Source organism: Youngimonas ophiurae (nom. illeg.) (genome assembly GCF_049803795.1).
Lineage (GTDB): Bacteria > Pseudomonadota > Alphaproteobacteria > Rhodobacterales > Rhodobacteraceae > Thalassobius.
The window spans coordinates 129,272-147,606 of the sequence record NZ_JBNAGJ010000003.1 but is presented as its reverse complement, the minus strand read 5'-3'; the positions used below and the strand labels follow the sequence as shown (position 1 = coordinate 147,606).

The window sequence follows — 18,335 nt, the reverse complement described above, 5'->3', positions numbered from 1 at the left end:
CCTTATTCGGCGGGAGTGTTGGCGCTGCCGGGCAGATCACCGCCCGAGGTTTTCTTGAACAGCTTGGAGATGCGCGGCGCGACGTAATCGGCGTAGATACCGGCCAGACCGTTGGGGAAAATCATCACAACCGCGATGAACAGCCCGCCCAGGCCCAGCAGCCACAGCTCGGGGAAGCTTTCGGAAAAAGTGGTTTTCGCCCAGTTCACCAAAAGCGCACCATAGACCGCGCCCAGGATCGAAATCCGCCCGCCAACCGCGCAGAAAATCACCATCTCGATCGAGGGCACGATCCCCACCAGCGTGGGCGACATAAAGCCCACCTGAAGGGTGAACATCGCCCCGCCGATGCCAGCGAAGGCGGCCCCTAGACAGAAGACAAAGATCTTGAAATTCGCGACGTTGTAGCCGGAAAAGCGCACGCGGTCCTCTTGGTCGCGCATGGCAATCAGCAGCCGGCCCAGCTTGGATTTGCGCACAAATTGCGCGGCCAGCAGGACCACGAACAGCAGCGCTCCGTTGACGAAATACAGGATTTCCTTGGCCTCGTCCGTGCGGATGTCCCAGCCCAGCAGAGTGCGCAGGTCGGTGATGCCGTTGACGCCCCCGGTATAGCCCTGCTGACCGATGATCAGGATGGTCAGGATCGCGGCGAAGGCCTGGGTGATGATGGCGAAATACACGCCCCCCACACGCCGGGTGAACATGGCCACCCCGATGATGAAGGCAAAGATCACCGGCACCATGACCACGGCCAACAGGGCAAAGGCCAAGCTGTTGAACGGTTGCCACCAAGACGGCAGCGCGGTCAGCTGGTTCCAGTCCATGAAGTCGGGAATGCCGGGCGTGGATTGGATCGCAGTGTTTTCAGGCGTCGAGGCTTCGAGCTTGAGGAACATCGCCATGCAATAGCCCCCCAGCCCGAAAAACACGCCCTGCCCCAGGCTGAGGATCCCTCCAGCCCCCCAGCACAGCACCAGCCCGATGGCGACAAAGGCATAGGTCAGATACTTGCCAAACAGGTTCAGGCGAAAGGTATCCAGCGCGACGGGCAAGACAACAAAGATGACGACGGCGAGGACGGCAAAGCCAATCAGCTCGGAACGGGAAAGAAAGCGGTTGGACGTTTCCATTGCGGCCTCCGGTTATTTGCGCAGTTTCATGGCGAACAGGCCTTGCGGGCGGATCATCAGGATGCCCACAACGGTCAGCAGCGTCAGAACCTTGGCCATCGAGCCGGACAGGAAGAACTCCATGATCGACTGGGCCTGGCTGATCGAAAACGCGCTGGCGATGGTGCCCAGCAGGCTGGCGGCGCCGCCGAAGACGACCACAAGGAACGTATCCACGATATAAAGCTGCCCCGCCGTCGGGCCGGTGGAGCCGATCATCGTAAAGGCCGAGCCAGCCACCCCCGCCACACCGCAGCCGATGCCAAAGGTCAGACGGTCCGTCCATTCGGTATTGATGCCCACAGCGCCCGCCATCACGCGGTTCTGGTTGATCGCGCGCACCTGACGGCCCCAGGTGGATTTGAACATCAGGATATAGACCGCCGCCGAGATGCTGACGGCCAGCACCATCACGAAAATCCCGTTGATCGGCACCTCGATCAGGTCGGTCAGCGGCAATGAGCCCATCATCCAGTCGGGAATGGTCACGCCGACCTCGCGCGCGCCAAAGACGCTGCGGTACACCTGTTGCAGGATAAGGCTCAGGCCCCAGGTGGCCAGCAACGTATCCAGCGGGCGTTTATACAGATGCCGGATCAGCGCCCATTCGACGAATAACCCCAAGGCCCCGGACGCAATGAACGCCAGGATCATCGCCACAAAGAAATAGGCGCTGAACAGCGCCGGCATGTAGGTCGAAAACAGGTTCGACATCAAATAGGTGACATAGGCGCCCAGGATCATGAACTCGCCATGGGCCATGTTGATCACGCCCATCTGGCCAAAAATGATCGCCAGTCCCAGCGCCATAAGGACAAAGACGGAAAAGAGGATAAGCCCCGCGAAACCTTGCATGGCAAAGATCGCGCCCAGCTCGCTCATCGAGTAGTCGGAAAACATCTGTTTCGCTCCTGTGGCCAGTCAGTGGATGTCATGAAAAGAGGTGGCCCGCCTGTCGCGAGCCGGGCCACCCAAGGGAGGATGACGACTTACTGGTAACCCTCGGGGAAGGGATCGGGCTCGACCAGATCGGCGGTTTCGAACACCACTTCGTACTGGCCGTCCGGCTTGGCCAGACCGACGCGGGTCTTGGACCACAGGTGATGGTTTTCATGCACTTTGACATAGCCTTCGGGGGCCGAGGTCAGCTCGATACCCGGGGTGGCGGCGCGCACCTTATCCACGTCGAAGCTGCCGGCCTTTTCAACAGCGGCTTTCCACAGCCACGGGCCCAGATAGGCGGCCTGGGTCACGTCGCCGATCACCATGTCCTCGCCCCACATCTCTTTGAAGGCTTTGACGAATTCCATGTTGTTGTCGTTGGTCAGCGACTGGAAATACTTCATGCAGGCATAGGCGCCATCGATGTTTTCGCCGCCAATGCCGCGGATCTCGTCCTCGGTCACGGAAATGGTCAGGACCAGCGGTTTTTCCTTGGTCATGTCGATGCCAGCGGCCTTCAGCTGCTTGTAGAACGCCACGTTCGAGCCCCCCACGACGATCGCATAGATCACGTCGGGTTTCTTCAGGCGGATCTTGTTGATGACCGAGTTGAACTGGGTGTGACCCAGCGGATAATATTCCTCGCCCACGACCTTGGCGCCGTCTAGGAAGTTCTCGATATGCTTGCGCGCAATCTTGTTCGAGGTCCGCGGCCAGATGTAATCCGAGCCCAGCAGATAGAAGGTTTTCGCGCCTTTTTCCTTGGACACCCAATCCAGGCCAGCGATGATCTGCTGCGTGGCTTCTTGGCCGGTGTAGATCACGTTGGGCGACTGCTCCAGACCTTCATAGAAGGTGGGATAGTAGAGGAAGCCGTTATACTGCTCGAACACCGGCAGAACCGCCTTGCGGCTGGCCGAGGTCCAGCAGCCCATGACCGAGGCGACCTTGTCATTCACCAGCAGCTTCTTGGCTTTTTCCGCGAAGGTCGGCCAATCGGATGCGCCGTCTTCCTGGATGTATTCGATCTTGCGGCCCAGAATACCGCCCTGGGCGTTGATCTGTTCAATTGCCAGTTTTTCCGCCTGAACGGACCCGGTTTCCGAAATCGCCATGGTGCCGGTGATCGAGTGCAGAATACCGATGGTCACGGTGTCATCGGTGACAGCCAGACCGGTGGTGTTGACGGCGGACGTGGGATAGTCAGCAGCCATCAGATGCTTGGGTGCGAACAGGGATGCAGTCAGTGCTGCCGCCCCACCTGCAAGAACGCTGCGGCGGCTGACGCCGGACGAGAGTTCATTGAGTTTTTTCTTGGACATATCGCCTCCTGAAACTTTGCGAGAAGTGACCCTGGGCGATTTGCTTTCCGCCCTCACCTCGTCAGGTTTGCGGAAAATGCTGCGGTGCAGTATACGTCAAATAACGTATGTGAGTGCGCGTTTTTCCACCCCATAGTGATTTGCGGAACAGGGTGATGGACTCTTGAGGGAGGACGCGGGCGCAGACGCGCGTGCCCGCGCAAGAGGCTGTATCACACACACAAGCGGGGGCTCCCGATGGTGACAGCCTTGAAGGCGACAACGGAACGGCGACGCTATAATCGCTGGGTCGCGAATGAAACGATGGAAGATTTCGCGCTGCGTTTCACCGCTCGGCGGGCGCGCAGATGGAGCTATGGCCGCGTGGCGAACACCGCCATTGGCTCGATTTCTTTTCTCGCGCTCGAAGCGATTGGCGGCACCATCACCCTGCTTTACGGATTCGACATCGCGGTGGCGGCGATCATGCTGGTGGGGCTGCTGCTGTTTCTGACCGGGCTGCCGATCAGCTACTATGCGGCCAAGCACGGCGTGGATATTGATCTGCTGACGCGCGGCGCCGGGTTCGGTTATATCGGCTCGACTGTCACGTCGCTGATCTATGCCAGTTTTACCTTTATTTTCTTTGCGTTAGAGGCCGCAATTCTGGCCCTGGCCATGGAGTTCTGTTTCGGATTGCCGCTGATGCTGGGCTATCTGATTGCGGCGGTGGTGGTGATTCCGATGGTCGCCAAGGGGTTTACGAAAATCTCGGCTTTTCAGATCTGGACGCAGCCTCTGTGGGTGATTTTGCATATCCTGCCCTTCGTTCTGCTGGCTTTTGTCGGTTATGATTTCGACACCTGGACCAGCTTTCCGGGGCAGGAATCTGAGATCAAGGAACGCTCGACCATCCTGATGGTGGGGGCGGCGGCGGGGGTGGTGTTTTCACTGATCGCGCAGATCGGAGAACAGGTGGATTTCCTGCGTTTTCTGCCCGAGCCCAAGTCCCGCGCCGACCGTCGAAAATGGTGGGCCGCGCTGATCGCCGCCGGGCCGGGCTGGTCTGTTCTGGGGGTTCTGAAAATGCTGGCCGGATCCTATCTGGTGACGCTGGCGATCCGCGAATCTGTCCCCCTGGCCGAGGCCGCAGACCCGACTCGCATGTACTTTACCGCGTTTAATCAAGTAATTAACACGCCATGGTTGGTTTTGGGGTTGACCGGGATTTTCGTGATCCTGTCGCAGCTGAAGATTAACATCACCAATGCCTATGCCGGGTCGATCGCCTGGTCGAACTTCTTTTCGCGGCTGACACACAGCCATCCGGGCCGGGTTGTCTGGTTGGTGTTCAACGTGGCCATCGCGCTGATCCTGATGGAGCTGGGGGTCTTTGCCGCGCTGGAAAGTATCCTGGCGCTGTATTCGCATGTCGCTCTGTCGTGGATTGGGGCGCTGGTGGCCGATCTGGTGATCAACAAACCGCTGGGTCTCAGCCCTCGCGGGATCGAGTTCCGCCGCGCTCATCTGCATGATGTGAACCCGGTGGGGATTGGCGCCATGATCGCCGCCTGCGTGATCTCTTTGGTGGCGTATGCGGGTGCCTTGGGCGATCTGGCCGAGGCCCTGTCGACCGTGATCGCGCTGGGTACGGCCTTTGTGATGGCCCCGGTGATCGCCTATTGGACCAAGGGCAAATATTACATCGCGCGCCCCCCGGTGAATGCCGAACCGGGCCTGCATGAATGCTCGGTCTGTGAATACAAATTCGACGCCGAGGACATGACCCACTGCCCCTTCCATTCGGGGCCGATCTGTTCGCTATGCTGCACGTTGGACAGCGCTTGCCGCGACGCCTGCAAACCCGAGGCGCGCCTGGACAACACTCTTGCGGCCCTGACCCAGAGGATATTCCCCGCCCCGATCGCGCAAATGCTGATGTCGCGCCTGTCCATGTTCGCCATCGCCACGACCGGGCTGGCGCTGGGATTTGGCGGGCTGTTGCTGATGATCCGGGGCTTTCGTGACCAGACCAATTTCGACGCCGCACTGACCATCATCTTCTGCGTGATGCTGATCGTTATCGGCATTTGCGTGTGGATGTTCATTCTGGCCCATGAAAGCCAGGCCAAGGCCCGCGAAGAAGCCACCCGCCAAACCGAAAGCCTGCTGCGCGAGGTCCGCGCCCACGAACGCACCGACCGCGCCCTGCAAGAGGCCAAGGAAAAGGCCGAGGCCGCGAACCTGGCCAAGACCCGCTACATGAGCGGGCTCAGCCACGAATTGCGCACGCCGCTGAACTCGATCTACGGGTTTGCTCAGATACTGGAGAAAGACCCCCGTATTCCTGAGGAACGGCGCGGGGCGGTGACCACGATCCGCCGCTCTTCGGAGCATCTGGCAGGGCTGATCGAGGGGCTGCTGGACATCAGCCGGATCGAGGCCGGCCGGCTGGAACTGACCCGCGACCGCATCAACCTGCGCACCTTCCTGCATCAGGTTGCCTCGATCTTCGAGGAAACCGCGCGCGAAAAGGGGCTGGAGTTCAGCATCAAAACCCGCGGCGTGCTGCCCGACTGGATCGCCTGCGATGAAAAACGCCTGCGCCAGATCATCATTAACCTGATGTCCAATGCGATCCGGTACACGCAACAGGGCTCGGTTCAGCTGACCCTGAATTACCGTAACGAGGTGGCCGTGATCGAGGTCTCGGACACCGGCACCGGCATCCCCGCACATGAGATTGATCGCATCTGGCGCCCGTTCGAACGCGGGCGGGGGGCGATTGCGGGGGGCTCGGGGCTGGGACTGACGATCACCAAGCTGCTGGTGGAAATCCTGGGCGGCGCGATCGAAGTCGAAAGCACACCGGGCAAGGGCAGCCTGTTCCGGGTGCGAATGATGCTGCCCTCGGTGGCCTACGACAAAGCCGCCCCGGCGGATGTGATCCGCACCTCGGCGGCGGGATATACCGGGCCACGCCGCACGCTGATGGTGGTGGATGACGACCTGAACCACCTGTCCCTGGTCGAGAATTATCTGACGCCCGTCGGGTTTTCGGTGCTACAGGCCCCCAATGCGGAAATCGCACTGGAGATGCTGGGCGACATCCGGCCCGAGCTGTTCATTCTGGACATCGACATGCCCGGCATGGACGGCTGGCAACTGGCGCACGAGCTGCGCGAGGGGATGCACGCGACCACGCCGATCATCATGATTTCGGGCCATGCCTCGGATGCGCAGAAACCTGTCGCGCGCTCGGCCTTGTGTGATGCGTTCATCGCCAAGCCCTATAACCTGGACGACCTGCTGCTGCGCATCTGCGCGCTGCTCAAGGTCGAGCTGGTGCCCGAAGCCCTGCCCTCGGCCTCGGTTGCGGCCTCGGCGGTGCAGACGATCAAACGCTCCGACGCGCTGTTCATTCTGGAAATGGCCGAAATTGGCCATACCAAGGCGATCCGCGACAAGATCACCGCCCTGGAACAGGCCGGGGCGATTCCGCTGGATCTGAGCCTCTCGTTGCGGCGCCGGATTGATCAGTTCGACATGACCGGCGTCCGCAATCTTATCAGAAAGGCCGACCAACATGCTGCTTGATCCGAACACGCATAATATCGCCCTGGTGGTGGATGACAGCCCCGAAGCGCTGGAGTTCGTCACAGCCGCGCTGGAGGAAATCGGCATGACGGTACTGGCCGCCCGTGACGGGGCCGCCGCGATCGAGCTGGTCAAACGCGTGCAGCCCGATGTGATCATGATGGACGCGATGATGCCCGGCATGGACGGATTCGCGGCCTGCGCGACTCTGAAAACCGCCCCCCATGCCACGGATGCGCCGATCATCTTCATGACCGGGCTGAATGACCGTGACAGCATCGTGCGCGGGCTGAAAAGCGGCGGCGTGGACTACATCACCAAACCGGTAGAGCTTGAAGAAATGATCGCGCGGGTCACCGTTCACGTGCTGAACTCGAAGATGATGCGCAGCGCACGCGAGGCGCTGGACAGTTTCGGGCGCGCTGTTCTGGCGATTGACCCGCAAGGCCGGGTCATCTGGGGATCGCCGCGGGCCTATGATCTGCTGGGCACTGCCGGCTTGGCCCAGACCAAGCAATTCTCCCCCCAGGCCCCGGTTATGGGCTGGCTGACCCATTCCAGCGCGCAGCCCGTGTCGGGCACTCTGCCGCTGGAATGGAAGGGGCTGCGCCTGACCTATATCGGGCGCTCGTCGGTGGGGGAAATGCTGGTGCGCCTGTGCACGGCCTCGGATGAACGCCCCCACGACATCCTGACCAAAGAGCTGAACCTGACCGAACGCGAGGGCGAGGTTCTGTACTGGCTGTCACAGGGCAAATCCAACCGCGACATCGCCGAGATCCTGTCGCTGAGCGCCCGCACCGTGAACAAGCATCTGGAGACGATTTTTCAGAAACTGGGGGTCGAGAACCGCACCTCGGCGGCCATCATCGCGGATCGCAAACTAAGCGACAAGCTCTGACACCTCTCTGACCCGCATCTCCCGGCTCTGGGCCTGCGGGCGCTTTCCCACAACATTAACGCTTTGCTTACGCCCTGTTCACGGGGCAATCACGCACGCCTGTTTGGCTAAGGACAGCGGCTGAAACCGCCATGTTCTTTGTGCGGATTCCGGGCGGTTTTCAACCCGGCAGCCGTTTCCCGATGCCCCGCGTGCCGATCTGTACGCGCCCAAAAACAGGAGCCCAAAATGCCCAAAATGCAGACCGCCCAACCGGCCCGTAAGGTTTATGGCAGCACCGCCGCGGCGGCCTTTGCCTCGGTTCTGATCCTGCTGGTGGAAAGGATGTCCGCCGCGCCCCTGCCCGATGGCTTGGACACCGCGATCATGACCCTGGTGGTGTTCGCCGCCGGATATTTCATCCCGCCCGCCGCCATCGACCAGGTGATCGAAACCCCTCTGCGCACAGGAGACACGTAATGAACATTCCCGCTTGCAAGCGTTCGCTGGCCATTGTGCTGCTGTGCGGCACCGCCGCTTGTACCACCCCGGACCTGTCCGGCCAGATCGTGCAGGTGTCCAAAATGCTGGACGACACGGTCAAGACCACCGGGCCCGCACTGCAAAAGGCCGCCGAGGCCGAACGCCAGGCCTTGTTGCGGCAGGCCGCGCGATCTCACAAGACGGCGGTCACCCTGCCCAAGGGGTGCCGCCAGATCATAGAGGGCGAGCTGGCAAAAAGCGTGGCCCATTGTCATATCCAATATCATATCGCCCCCCAGGACAGAGCGGATTCGCCCATCCTGGTCAGCCGGGCCCTGGTCGCGATGCAGACCTATTTTGCGGTGCTCGGGCAGATTGCAACCACGGATTCGCCCGATCAGATAAAGGCAAACAGCGCCTCGCTGCTGGGCGCGCTGGCCAGCGCCGCGAATGCCGGTGACTTTGCTCCGCTGACCGGCCTGCACGCTCTTGTAGAGGGGCGCGGCGGGGCGCTCTCGGCCACTGCGGGGTTCTTTGCGGATCAGGCCCGTATCCGCGCCCTGCGCCGCACCATCAAAGACGCCGATCCGCACCTGAGCAAACTGGTCACCAACAGTCACGAGCTGTTCACCCAATTGGGCGACACGGTCAAGATCCGGCGCGATGCTGTTTCGGATTCGATGGACGCCTACACGCTGGCCCTGTCTCAACAGGATACAGCCGCCCAGATCATGGCCGTCAACAAACTGCAAAAGGCCGTCCAGGCAATGCACACCCAAGAGAAGGTCTCGCCCATCCGGCGCCTGCACCTGGCCTATGACATGCACCGCGCCATGCTGACACGGCTGGAGGGCGGCCCCAGCCTGACCGAGCTAAACACCCTGACAACGCAAGTTGCCGCAATCGTCACCCTGCTGGAGGAGTAACCCATGCCCAATCCCAAACAAACCGCCCTGGCCAAGCTGAGCAGCCTGAAAATCTCGATCTTCAATGCGATGGCCGAATTGGAAATCCACGCCGAAACCGCCCTGGCCGCCGGACGTCAGGATGAACACACCGCGATGATGCTGAAACTGGGCGAGCTGGGCCGCAGCGCCCGCAAAATCCGTGATGCCGAGGACAAAATCCGCGCCTCAATGCCGATCGCGGACACGATCTCGGCCCTGGATGACGTGGCCGCTCAGGCGCGCACAACCCTCAAACGCCTGAAGAAAACAGCCGACGTACTGGAGGAAATCGCGACCCTGATCAAGATTGTCGGAAATCTGAGCACCATACTGACCTAGCCCTTCGCCTTCTTACCCATCGCAACGAAAGGACATTTTCATGCCCCCGGCAGATCACACGCCCCCCGCCGAGCCCCACAAAAACATCCAACAGGTCAACGAGGACATCACCGAACAAAAGGCCAGCCTGCAAGCGGCGCTCTCGCAGGTGCAAGACACCCAGGATGACATCCGCCGGCAGGTGGATGCCTACGCGCTGGAAGTCGCCAGCCGGCGCGGATACGAACGCACGGTCGGGCTGGTCATGACAGCCGGGGCCGCGTTGTCCATTGGTGTCGGCGTCTTCTTCAGCTTTATGGGCATGAGCAAGCTCAGCGATTTCGAAGATCGGGTTCAGGCCTTCGCAGACAAGGCCGACAAAACCGAAACGCAGATGGACGACGAAATCGAGAAATTCACAACGACGATGGACACGACCATCGACAACAAGATCGCTTTGTTCCTGAATCGTAGCAAAAAACAATCCGACCGTTACCAGGAACAGTTCGCCAAAACAGACGCGTTAATCCGCAAACTGCAAGCTGCCGAAATCCGCTGGCAACAGATCAAACCCGCGCTGGACGGTCTGGACGGGTATGACCCCGACGAAGACCTGAAAGGCGATTTCGAAAGGCTGACCGCAGATACAAAGACGTTCAGCCGCGCCGAAAAAGTCGGCATTGTGCGGCGGATCAGCGACCACCTGCGCGAGGTCGAGCGCAACGGCGATGTGATATTGCAATTCACGCCAGACGACATTTTCAACGCCGCGCAAATGGCGCGGGGGCTGAAACGTGTGGATCTGGAAAAGGCGCTGGTACAGGCCGCCTATGAGCTGGACAGTTCCTCGCTGGCGACACAAGCGCAATATCTGCAATTGCAGACCCGGCTGGGGCCGCTGGATCAGCGCGAAGCGCGCTTTGGGCAATTGATGGGGCTTATTGCTCAGCCCAGCATGGACGCGCCGCATATCGTGCTGGCCGAGGCCTGGAACGCCGCCGAAGGGCAGCGCCGCTATACCGATTTCCTGGCCGCCGTCGATGCGCGCATCCTGGCCGCTCAGGCCGATACGGATATGTTCTTGCCCTCGCATTTCCATGCCATCAAGGGAAACGCCCATCAGCGGCGCGGACTGCCGAACGAGCTGCCGATTGCCATGCGCAGCTATATCCACGCGATCGAACAACTGGCCAAAGAGGGCACCCACACCCAATGGGCCGTCGCGACGATACGCGACACGGTAGAGGGACTGGAGCAATTGCTGCTAAGCGGTGTGGACATCTCGCCCGCGCTGCGCGCAGCAGAGCGCAGCGGGATTCCGGATCTGAACAACGCGCTGAAGAAAAAGCTTCAGTCTTTCCTCCAGACAGCCGCGCCAGTCGCGCTGACACAGGTCCAATAGCCCACCGGATGGGGACGCCGCCGGTTCCTCGCATAATCTGTCTGCCCGCGGATGCTGCGGCACTTTGGTCGCCTTTCGGTCTGCGGGATCAGCCCCTATGGTGGCCGCGTATCCAGAAGGAGAACCGATGACAGAGCAAGCCGGAAAAGTGGTGGTAACAGAGGCCGCCCTGGAGCTTCTGGGCCAGATCCGCGCGGACTATGGTGCCGTCGTTTTCAAGATTTCGGCCGGGTGCTGCGATGGCAGCGGCCCGATGGTTTACCGGGTCAGCGATGCGTTCATCGGCGTGAACGACATTTTGCTGGGCACCGCCGATGACGCGGAAATCTGGGCGGCCCCCACGATTGCCAAACTGTGGGAAAACTCGCAGATGATTCTGGACGCGGGCCCCGGCAGCGGTGCCGGTTTCAGCCTGGACGCCGGCCGTAAAACGCATTTTCTGACCAGGGCGCGCATCCTGTCTGACAGCCGCTGACCCGCCGCGCCCTGCGGCAACCGTTCAGCCCCCTTTGGGGGCGCCGGGGCTTATTCAGCGGCCTGGCCGGGTTTGGACCAGTCCTCCCAGCTTGTGCCGGTCCTGATGACGGGGCCGTCCCAGGCAAAGGGGATCTGGTGAATAATCGTCTGCTCTGGACCGGCCAAGATCACGCAATAGGCCGGCGCCATCGGAGCGCCCTGCAACAGGTCGGGTTCATGCAGATCGGGGATGGATTGGTTCCCTGTCGAGGGAACAGAGGCGAAGCGCACCCCCGCCCAGCCCCCGTGAACCGGCGCATGGACATGGCCGAAATGCAGATAGTCGATCTTGGGCGCATATTCCCGGATCAGGGCCTCGAACGGGCCACGATCCGCCGCGTTCAGCGCAATCTTATCCTCGGCAGGCAGGCCCAGCGGCATCGGATTATGGTGCATGAACAAACGCGCACGCGTGCAGGCGGCCAGCTCGTCCCGCAGCCAGCCGCGCCGCGCCGCGCAAAAATGCCCCGCATGGGTGCGCGCCCCCACGCTATCCAGATAGATAAAGCGCGTGTCCCCAATCGTTTCGGCATGATTGACGAAACCGTTGGCATCAGTCGGCTGACCGTCAAAGACCTTTAGAAACGTGTCGCGATCATCGTGATTTCCGATCATCAGGCGCACCGGGACCGACATATCGGCCAGCGCGGCTTGCAACGTATCATAGGCCCCCCGTTCCCCCCAATGCGCCAGATCGCCGGTGATGACGATCCGCGCCGCATCCGCATGATGCGCGGCCATATCCGCAAGAGCCAGCGCCAGCCGCTCATGAGGGTCCAGCCCGCCCATCGGCTCGCCGGGAAGGGTAAGGTGAATGTCGGAAATATGGATGATTTTCATAGCGCGTCCTGAGCGAAAAAAGCCCGGCCGCCCACATCATGCAGGCGACCGGAAAGGCAGGTTAGCCGTTGGGCAGCAGGTCGTTGACTTCTTCGACCAGCTCTTGTTGCAGCTCTTTCATGTCGGTGGCGTCGCCGGTGACGATGCGCTCGATGCTGTCATAGATCACCTGAGTGATCGCCAGCCCGTTATCGCCCGGATAGGCCAGCCAGTCGCGCAGCAGCGGCAGCTGATCCACCGCGGTCTGCTTGTTGGGGTTCTGCTGATAGAAATCGGCCAGGATCACCTCGTTCGCGGCCTTGTTCGGGGGCATGTAGCCGGTGGTTTTGGCCACTTCGGCCGCGCCTTCCCCGCTGGTGATGAATTTCAGCCAGGCCCAGGCAGCGTCCTGAACGCGCGGATCGTCCGAGGTCGAGGTCAGCAGCGCGGCGTTGCCACCAGCGGGCAGGCCCTTGGGCGCCTGCCCCATGCCGGGGAAGGGGCCGGTGATCAGGTCGAAATCGCCCTGGCTGCGTTCGACCGCCCCCAGCGCCGAGGTGGACCAGAACATCATGCCGATCTCACCCGCCGAGAAGGACGCCAGCGCCGCCTTCCATTCCAGGTTCTGCATGTCGCATTCGGTAAAGATGTCCTGCATCTGCTCCAGCGCGGCCAGGGCCTCGGGGCTGTCCAGGGTGACGCGGCCGTCTTCGACGATGGCTTTGTCCTGGCTCCACATCAGGGCCTGCACGAACCAGTTGCCGGTGATGTTCCAGCCCCAGAAAATCGGGTTGTCGATGCCGTTGGCCTTCATCGCCTTGCACGCGCCGATCACCTCGTCCCAGGTGGTGGGCAGCTTTTCGACACCGGCCTGAGCCATCATGTCCATGTTGTAATACCCAACCGGCAGCGACACCGAGAACGGCAGCCCGTGCACCGCGCCATCAAAGGTGGACAGCGACAGCATGGCGTCGTGATAGCCGTCTTTGGCGAAATCGGCCTCTTGCGCGATGAAGGGCTCCAGCGATTTGGCGATGCCTTTGTCCACCAGGATCTGCTGGCGGTTCAGGCCCTGCATGGTCACGTCGGGCAGGTTGCCAGACACGGATTCACGCAAAATGGTGTTGGTGCCGTCCTCATAGGATTCGTAAGTGGCGCGGAACTTCACCTCGATGTTCGGATGGGCCTTTTTGAAGGCCGGCATCATCGCCTCGTAGGTGACGTCGAACAGGTGGCTGTAGGGGTAGGCGAATTCGATGGTCACGGTGTCGTCGGCCAGCGCGGCGCCTGCGCCCAGCACCATGGCCATTGCGGTCAGAGTGGTTTTCATGGATATGTCCTCTTGTCCTGACAAGGAGCGCTTGTGTTTGGCGATGCGCGCTCCGGGTTTGATCCCATTTGGGATTTCGGGCGGGTGCGGGGCGGCCCGCACCCGGAAATTCATTTCATACCGCTCAGCGTGATCCCCTCGATGAAGCGCCGCTGCGCCAGCAGGAAGGCCACGATCAAAGGCGTGACAATCACCGTGGCAGTGGCCATCATCGGGCCGAAAAAGCTGCCATCCCCGTCGCCCTTGAATTCACGCAGCCCCAGCGGCGGGGTGAACAGATCCCGGTTGCCCGTCACCACGATACGGGGCCAGAAATAATCGTTCCAATGGGCCACCACGCTGAAGATGGCAAAGGCCATCAGCGCCGGAATCGCCGTGGGCAGCATGACGCGCCAGACGATGGCAAATTCGCCCATCCCGTCCATCCGCGCAGCGTCGATCAGATCATCGGGCACGGTCATAAAGAACTGCCGCATCAGGAAAATTCCAAACACGCTGATCGTCCAGGGCACCACCAACGCGGCGTAGGTGTTGGTCAGCCCCAGCTTGGCCAGCATGATATAGAGCGGCAGGGCAATGGCGTGCACAGGGATCAGCAGGCAGAACAGCACCAGCCCAAAAACCGCGTCCCGCCCCCAGAATTTCAGCTTGGCCAGCGCATAGGCCGCCGGCAGCGCCACCACCACCTGGATCAGGAAAATCGAGCCCGTCACAATAATCCCGTTCAGCAGATAGCGCAGCAAGGGCGCCTGGGTGAAAGCCTTGCTATAGTTGAAGACCACCGGGCGCATCGTGCAATCGGCCACGGCCTCGGCCACCAATGCGTCGCGGATGCTGGCGTCTGTCTGGCCGGGGAACCTGTCGGCGGCGGCGGTGATGTCATCTCGGCTGGGATCGCGCAGTTTCACGCAGCGTTCGTCCACCATCCGTTCCTGCCGCCCGAAGAAGCCGCCCTCGCCGCGGTCGATCTCACCCGGAGATTTGAACGAATAGCTGACCATCATATAGAACGGAGCGATGACGATAATCGCGCCCAGGATCAGGATCAGATGTTTCCACCAGTCACGTATCATCCGTAATGCACCTTTCGTTCCACCAACCAGCGCTGGATCAGGGTCAGGAACATGACGAACACCAAAAACAGCATGGTGATCGCCGATCCGATCCCGATCAGATTTTGCTGCACGCCTTTTTCAAAGATGGCGAACATCATCACATAAGTGGATTTGTTGGGGCCGCCGCCCTGGGGCCAGAAGGCCTCGATCGTGTCGAAAACCTGAAAGGCGCGGATGCAGGTGATGGTGACCACAAACACCGTGGTCGGCCCCAGCGCGGGCCAGGTCACCAGGCGGAACCTGTCCCATGCCGAACGGGCCCCGTCCATTTCGGCGGCGTGGTATAGCTCGCGGTGGACGCCGGTCAGCCCGGCCAGATACAGCACCATGTTGAACCCGAACCCCTGCCAGATCCCGATAAAGCAGATCACCCAGATCGCATAGCGTTTGTCCCCCAGCCACAGCGGGAAGCGCTCGGCGCAGCCATGGGCGATGAAGGGGATGATCTCCAGCGGGGTGTCGCAGGCCATTTCCAGCGTGCGGTTCACCATCCCGATGGTCGGGTGGAGCATGAACTCCCATGCGATGGCCATGGCCAGCAGCGTGGCCATGACAGGCAGGAAATAGATCGTCTTATAGACCTCGCGGAAGCGGCCAAGCCCATTGATCAACAGCGCCGCCCCCAGTCCCAGCCCAACCGAGATGGGCACCACCGTCACCACATAGGTCAGCGTGGCGACGAACATCTTTTCATAGGTCGAGCGGGTGAACAGCCTTTCATAATTGCGCGCGCCAACCCAATCGAACCCGCTGTTGCCCAACGCATAATTGGTAAAGGACAGCCCCGCCGCGATCAGCACTGGCGCCAGCAGGATCAGCACCATCAGGATCAGCGCGGGGGCCGTCAGTATCCAGGCCGCCCGGCGCTCTTTGCTGGCGGGGTCGGTTACCGTTCGCGGGGCGCTGCCGGGCAGAGCGGGCTCTATCGCGGACATGTCAGGCCACCTCAGAGGTTGTGGCGGTCAGAAACCGCAGATGACGCAGCCGCGCGCCATCAGACCCAAAAACCAGCGCCCTGGCCAGATCGAACGTCAGCCCCACCGGCGTTCCCAGCGCCAACGCACCGCGCTGTTCGGGCAGGGCGCGCAGGGTCAGGGGCTCGGGCAGGCCGGGCACGTCGATCTGCACAAAGATTTCCGCGCCCAGATTTTCGCTATGCACCACATGGCCGCGCAAAGGCGCGTCCGGGCCGGCCAGCTGCAATGCCTCGGGGCGCAGCCCAAGCGCGCCAACGCCGCGCCCCTGGCCAACCGCAACGATGTCCAGCGCCCGGTCCAGCAGGCTGAGCCGCCCCTCCTCCGTCATTTCGACCGGCAGGATGTTGATCTTGGGCGCGCCGATAAACTCGGCCACTTCGATCCGGTCCGGGTCTTCGTAGACAACCGCAGGCGCGGCGCATTGCAGGATGCGCCCGCCCATCATCACCGCGATCCGGTCAGACATTGTCATCGCCTCGACCTGATCATGCGTGACATAGACAAAGGTCGCCTGAAGCCGCCGGTGCAGTTGCGCGATCTCGGCACGGGTCTGCACCCGCAGCTTGGCATCCAGATTCGAGAGCGGCTCGTCCAGCAAAAACGCGGCCGGATCGCGCACCAGAGCCCGCCCCAGCGCCACCCGCTGCCGCTGCCCCCCCGACAGCTGCCCCGGTTTGCGGTCCAGCAGATGCCCGATTTCCAGCATCTGCGCCGCATCTCGGACCTGAGCGCCGATCCGGGCGTGCAGCCCGCGCGCGCCCGGCATGAAACGCCCCACCAGCGGCAGGCGCTGCGCCCCGCTCATCCGGCGCATCCTCAGCGGGACGGCAATGTTTTCACCCACGCTCAGATGCGGATAGAGCGCATAGGACTGGAACACCATCGACAGGTTGCGATCCGCCGCCCGGCGACCGGCCACAGACTGTCCGCCAATCCGGATATCGCCAGTCGTTTGCGTGTCCAGCCCGGCGATGATCCGCAGCAGCGTGGATTTCCCGCAGCCCGACGGGCCAACCAGCGAGACAAACTCGCCATCCCCGACATGCAGGGAAACGCCCTTCAGCACATCGGTCTCGCCAAAGCGCTTGGTCACGTTTTCGATGCTCAGCTCGGCCATCTGATTCCTCCATCTGACAATGGCGGTCTAGGCAGAGGAGCCTTCATTTTTGTGACGTCATATTAGTGAAACTAATGCCGGCTATGGCTGCGCTCAAACCGGGAGACCGCCATGCGCGCCAATCACCACCAGTTTGTGGCCTTCGCCTATGTCGTGCGCGAGGGCAGTTTCTCGGCTGCGGCAACCCGGCTGGGGGTCACCCAATCGGCCATCACCCAGCATGTGGCCAAATTGGAAAAACAGGTGGGCTCGCAATTGCTGCTGCGCGGCCGCGACGGGATCGAGCTGACCCGCACGGGGCAGGAATTCTACGATCTGGCGGATCGGCTGGTCGCCCTGGACAGCGTCATCCGCGAGCGGCTGGAAGGGTTCCAGGCCATGGCGCGCGGCCATATCAAAATTATCGCCAATGCGCCCCTGCCCGCGCTGAGGGCGATCAGCCTGTTCCGGCAGGCCCATCCCGATGTGCAGATCGATTTTGCCCTGCATTCATGGACAACGGCCACCCGGCTGCTACGCGAACGGCGCGCGGATGTGGGGCTGATCACCGATCCGCCCCGCTTGGACGATTGGGAACATGTGGCGATTCAGCGGGCGCGCTATGTGGCCTATCTGTTGCCCGACGCTGCGCTGGCCAGGCGCAAGCTCCTGCATCTTAGCGATCTGGAGCACGAAACAGTGATCCTGCCGGAAACCGGATCGCTGACCGAACGGGTGGTCCGCGCCGCGCAGGAAAAACACGGGGTCTCGTTTCGGCGGATCATCAAAATGACCACCTTCCCCCTGATGTGCGAGGCCGTGCTGCAAGGCGCGGGCATTGCTGTTTTCCTCAGCAACAGCGGGCTGATTTCGCGCGGTCTGGTGGAAATTCCGGTGGCGCAGCTGTCCGCAACCCACGAAACCGCCATCGTCGCCCCCAAAGACCGGGCGCGGTTGCGCCTGGTCAAAGCTTTCATCGAAAGAGCCGCTTCAACGGATTTCCGCCAGCCCCGCTAGCGGATCACAAAGACCGATTGTTTCGCGTGCCGCGCCACCCGCGCCGCATTCGAGCCCAGCAGATAATCGCGCAAGGCCGGACTATGCGCCGCCACGACGATGACATCGACGCCCAGCTCGTCCGAGACCCTGAGGATCTGGTCATAAATCCGGCCCCGCGCAACATGCAGCCTGGGCGCCAGAGCATCAGGAATACTGCCCTCGGCCCAAGATTTCAGCGCGCTCTGCGCCGCGCCCAGGGCGGATTCATTGTGATCGGCGGTCAAAGAGGCACTGACAATCGGCATCCCGTCATCGGGCACCACGTTCAGAATGTGCAGTTCCGCCCCCTGATCCGTCGCCATCTGAACCGCCGCTTTGGTACTGCGCGCCGCGGCCTCGGGATCATTGATGTCTATCGCAAGCAAGAGTGATTTGAACATG

The 18,335-nt window shown here is 61.6% G+C and carries 17 protein-coding genes; 8 read left to right on the top strand and 9 right to left on the bottom strand.

Features of this window, described 5'->3' with window-relative positions; translation table 11 throughout:
* Positions 1 to 2 precede the first annotated feature (2 nt).
* The 3 genes from urtC to urtA form a co-directional block, all read right to left on the bottom strand.
* Positions 3 to 1,133: an urea ABC transporter permease subunit UrtC gene (gene urtC, locus ACP15O_RS08460; RefSeq protein WP_425095634.1), complete on the bottom strand. Its 1,131-nt coding sequence runs from the start codon at positions 1,131 to 1,133 to the stop codon at positions 3 to 5.
* A gap of 12 nt (positions 1,134 to 1,145) precedes the next feature.
* Complete coding sequence (urtB, locus tag ACP15O_RS08455; RefSeq protein WP_425095633.1) at positions 1,146 to 2,072, bottom strand: urea ABC transporter permease subunit UrtB; 927 nt, start codon at positions 2,070 to 2,072, stop codon at positions 1,146 to 1,148.
* 89 nt (positions 2,073 to 2,161) lie between these two features.
* Positions 2,162 to 3,436: an urea ABC transporter substrate-binding protein gene (urtA, locus tag ACP15O_RS08450; RefSeq protein WP_425095632.1), complete on the bottom strand. Its 1,275-nt coding sequence runs from the start codon at positions 3,434 to 3,436 to the stop codon at positions 2,162 to 2,164.
* A gap of 237 nt (positions 3,437 to 3,673) precedes the next feature.
* Here urtA and ACP15O_RS08445 point away from each other — a divergent pair, with 237 nt between their 5' ends.
* The 7 genes from ACP15O_RS08445 to ACP15O_RS08415 all read left to right on the top strand — a co-directional run bounded on the left by ACP15O_RS08445 (position 3,674) and on the right by ACP15O_RS08415 (position 11,517).
* Positions 3,674 to 7,012, top strand: a complete 3,339-nt coding sequence (locus ACP15O_RS08445; RefSeq protein WP_425095631.1) for an ATP-binding protein — start codon at positions 3,674 to 3,676, stop codon at positions 7,010 to 7,012.
* Positions 7,002 to 7,913: a response regulator gene (locus ACP15O_RS08440; RefSeq protein WP_425095630.1), complete on the top strand. Its 912-nt coding sequence runs from the start codon at positions 7,002 to 7,004 to the stop codon at positions 7,911 to 7,913. The genes ACP15O_RS08445 and ACP15O_RS08440 overlap by 11 nt, the downstream gene beginning before the upstream one ends.
* A 228-nt stretch (positions 7,914 to 8,141) precedes the next feature.
* A complete protein-coding gene (locus ACP15O_RS08435) occupies positions 8,142 to 8,372 on the top strand; it encodes a hypothetical protein (RefSeq protein ID WP_425095629.1) in 231 nt (76 codons plus the stop codon).
* Entirely contained in the window at positions 8,372 to 9,301 is a 930-nt protein-coding gene (locus ACP15O_RS08430; RefSeq protein ID WP_425095628.1) for a hypothetical protein, read from the top strand. Before ACP15O_RS08435 ends, ACP15O_RS08430 begins: the two co-directional genes overlap by 1 nt.
* Before the next feature lie 3 nt (positions 9,302 to 9,304).
* The gene (locus ACP15O_RS08425) at positions 9,305 to 9,661 is read left to right on the top strand and encodes a hypothetical protein (RefSeq protein ID WP_425095627.1); all 357 of its coding nucleotides are present in this window, start codon (positions 9,305 to 9,307) and stop codon (positions 9,659 to 9,661) included.
* A 40-nt stretch (positions 9,662 to 9,701) separates the two neighbouring features.
* On the top strand, positions 9,702 to 11,042 hold the full coding sequence (locus ACP15O_RS08420) for a hypothetical protein (protein ID WP_425095626.1): 1,341 nt from the start codon (positions 9,702 to 9,704) through the stop codon (positions 11,040 to 11,042).
* Between the two features lie 127 nt (positions 11,043 to 11,169).
* Positions 11,170 to 11,517: a DUF779 domain-containing protein gene (locus ACP15O_RS08415; RefSeq protein ID WP_425095625.1), complete on the top strand. Its 348-nt coding sequence runs from the start codon at positions 11,170 to 11,172 to the stop codon at positions 11,515 to 11,517.
* A 50-nt stretch (positions 11,518 to 11,567) separates the two neighbouring features.
* Here ACP15O_RS08415 and ACP15O_RS08410 read toward each other — a convergent pair whose 3' ends face one another.
* The 5 genes from ACP15O_RS08410 to ACP15O_RS08390 all read right to left on the bottom strand — a co-directional run bounded on the left by ACP15O_RS08410 (position 11,568) and on the right by ACP15O_RS08390 (position 16,916).
* Positions 11,568 to 12,398: a metallophosphoesterase gene (locus ACP15O_RS08410; RefSeq protein WP_425095624.1), complete on the bottom strand. Its 831-nt coding sequence runs from the start codon at positions 12,396 to 12,398 to the stop codon at positions 11,568 to 11,570.
* A 61-nt stretch (positions 12,399 to 12,459) separates the two neighbouring features.
* Positions 12,460 to 13,707, bottom strand: coding sequence for an ABC transporter substrate-binding protein (locus ACP15O_RS08405; RefSeq protein WP_425095623.1), 1,248 nt, complete (start codon positions 13,705 to 13,707; stop codon positions 12,460 to 12,462).
* 110 nt (positions 13,708 to 13,817) lie between these two features.
* Positions 13,818 to 14,780 (bottom strand): carbohydrate ABC transporter permease, encoded by a 963-nt coding sequence (locus ACP15O_RS08400; RefSeq protein ID WP_425095622.1) that lies wholly within the window; start codon positions 14,778 to 14,780, stop codon positions 13,818 to 13,820.
* Positions 14,777 to 15,757 (bottom strand): carbohydrate ABC transporter permease, encoded by a 981-nt coding sequence (locus ACP15O_RS08395; RefSeq protein WP_425095621.1) that lies wholly within the window; start codon positions 15,755 to 15,757, stop codon positions 14,777 to 14,779. Before ACP15O_RS08395 ends, ACP15O_RS08400 begins: the two co-directional genes overlap by 4 nt.
* A gap of 1 nt (position 15,758) precedes the next feature.
* Positions 15,759 to 16,916 carry an ABC transporter ATP-binding protein gene (locus tag ACP15O_RS08390; RefSeq protein ID WP_425095620.1) on the bottom strand — a complete coding sequence of 386 codons (1,158 nt, stop codon included), beginning with the start codon at positions 16,914 to 16,916 and terminating at the stop codon, positions 15,759 to 15,761.
* 111 nt (positions 16,917 to 17,027) lie between these two features.
* Here ACP15O_RS08390 and ACP15O_RS08385 point away from each other — a divergent pair, with 111 nt between their 5' ends.
* Positions 17,028 to 17,912, top strand: a complete 885-nt coding sequence (locus tag ACP15O_RS08385) for a LysR family transcriptional regulator (protein ID WP_425095619.1) — start codon at positions 17,028 to 17,030, stop codon at positions 17,910 to 17,912.
* Here the strand turns inward: ACP15O_RS08385 and ACP15O_RS08380 are convergent.
* Complete coding sequence (locus ACP15O_RS08380) at positions 17,909 to 18,334, bottom strand: universal stress protein (protein WP_425095618.1); 426 nt, start codon at positions 18,332 to 18,334, stop codon at positions 17,909 to 17,911. The genes ACP15O_RS08385 and ACP15O_RS08380 overlap by 4 nt on opposite strands.
* Between the last annotated feature and the right edge of the window lies 1 nt (position 18,335).

What these genes read in the sequence shown, in the direction of transcription:
- ACP15O_RS08430 (WP_425095628.1), top strand. Translation starts at nt 8,372, where the DNA reads ATGAACATTCCCGCTTGCAAGCGTTCGCTGGCCATTGTGCTGCTGTGC.
- ACP15O_RS08435 (WP_425095629.1), top strand. Translation starts at nt 8,142, where the DNA reads ATGCCCAAAATGCAGACCGCCCAACCGGCCCGTAAGGTTTATGGCAGC.
- urtB (WP_425095633.1), bottom strand. Translation starts at nt 2,072, where the DNA reads ATGTTTTCCGACTACTCGATGAGCGAGCTGGGCGCGATCTTTGCCATG.
- ACP15O_RS08400 (WP_425095622.1), bottom strand. Translation starts at nt 14,780, where the DNA reads ATGATACGTGACTGGTGGAAACATCTGATCCTGATCCTGGGCGCGATT.
- ACP15O_RS08385 (WP_425095619.1), top strand. Translation starts at nt 17,028, where the DNA reads ATGCGCGCCAATCACCACCAGTTTGTGGCCTTCGCCTATGTCGTGCGC.
- ACP15O_RS08380 (WP_425095618.1), bottom strand. Translation starts at nt 18,334, where the DNA reads ATGTTCAAATCACTCTTGCTTGCGATAGACATCAATGATCCCGAGGCC.
- ACP15O_RS08405 (WP_425095623.1), bottom strand. Translation starts at nt 13,707, where the DNA reads ATGAAAACCACTCTGACCGCAATGGCCATGGTGCTGGGCGCAGGCGCC.
- urtA (WP_425095632.1), bottom strand. Translation starts at nt 3,436, where the DNA reads ATGTCCAAGAAAAAACTCAATGAACTCTCGTCCGGCGTCAGCCGCCGC.
- ACP15O_RS08440 (WP_425095630.1), top strand. Translation starts at nt 7,002, where the DNA reads ATGCTGCTTGATCCGAACACGCATAATATCGCCCTGGTGGTGGATGAC.
- ACP15O_RS08395 (WP_425095621.1), bottom strand. Translation starts at nt 15,757, where the DNA reads ATGTCCGCGATAGAGCCCGCTCTGCCCGGCAGCGCCCCGCGAACGGTA.
- ACP15O_RS08420 (WP_425095626.1), top strand. Translation starts at nt 9,702, where the DNA reads ATGCCCCCGGCAGATCACACGCCCCCCGCCGAGCCCCACAAAAACATC.
- ACP15O_RS08410 (WP_425095624.1), bottom strand. Translation starts at nt 12,398, where the DNA reads ATGAAAATCATCCATATTTCCGACATTCACCTTACCCTTCCCGGCGAG.
- urtC (WP_425095634.1), bottom strand. Translation starts at nt 1,133, where the DNA reads ATGGAAACGTCCAACCGCTTTCTTTCCCGTTCCGAGCTGATTGGCTTT.
- ACP15O_RS08390 (WP_425095620.1), bottom strand. Translation starts at nt 16,916, where the DNA reads ATGGCCGAGCTGAGCATCGAAAACGTGACCAAGCGCTTTGGCGAGACC.
- ACP15O_RS08425 (WP_425095627.1), top strand. Translation starts at nt 9,305, where the DNA reads ATGCCCAATCCCAAACAAACCGCCCTGGCCAAGCTGAGCAGCCTGAAA.
- ACP15O_RS08415 (WP_425095625.1), top strand. Translation starts at nt 11,170, where the DNA reads ATGACAGAGCAAGCCGGAAAAGTGGTGGTAACAGAGGCCGCCCTGGAG.
- ACP15O_RS08445 (WP_425095631.1), top strand. Translation starts at nt 3,674, where the DNA reads ATGGTGACAGCCTTGAAGGCGACAACGGAACGGCGACGCTATAATCGC.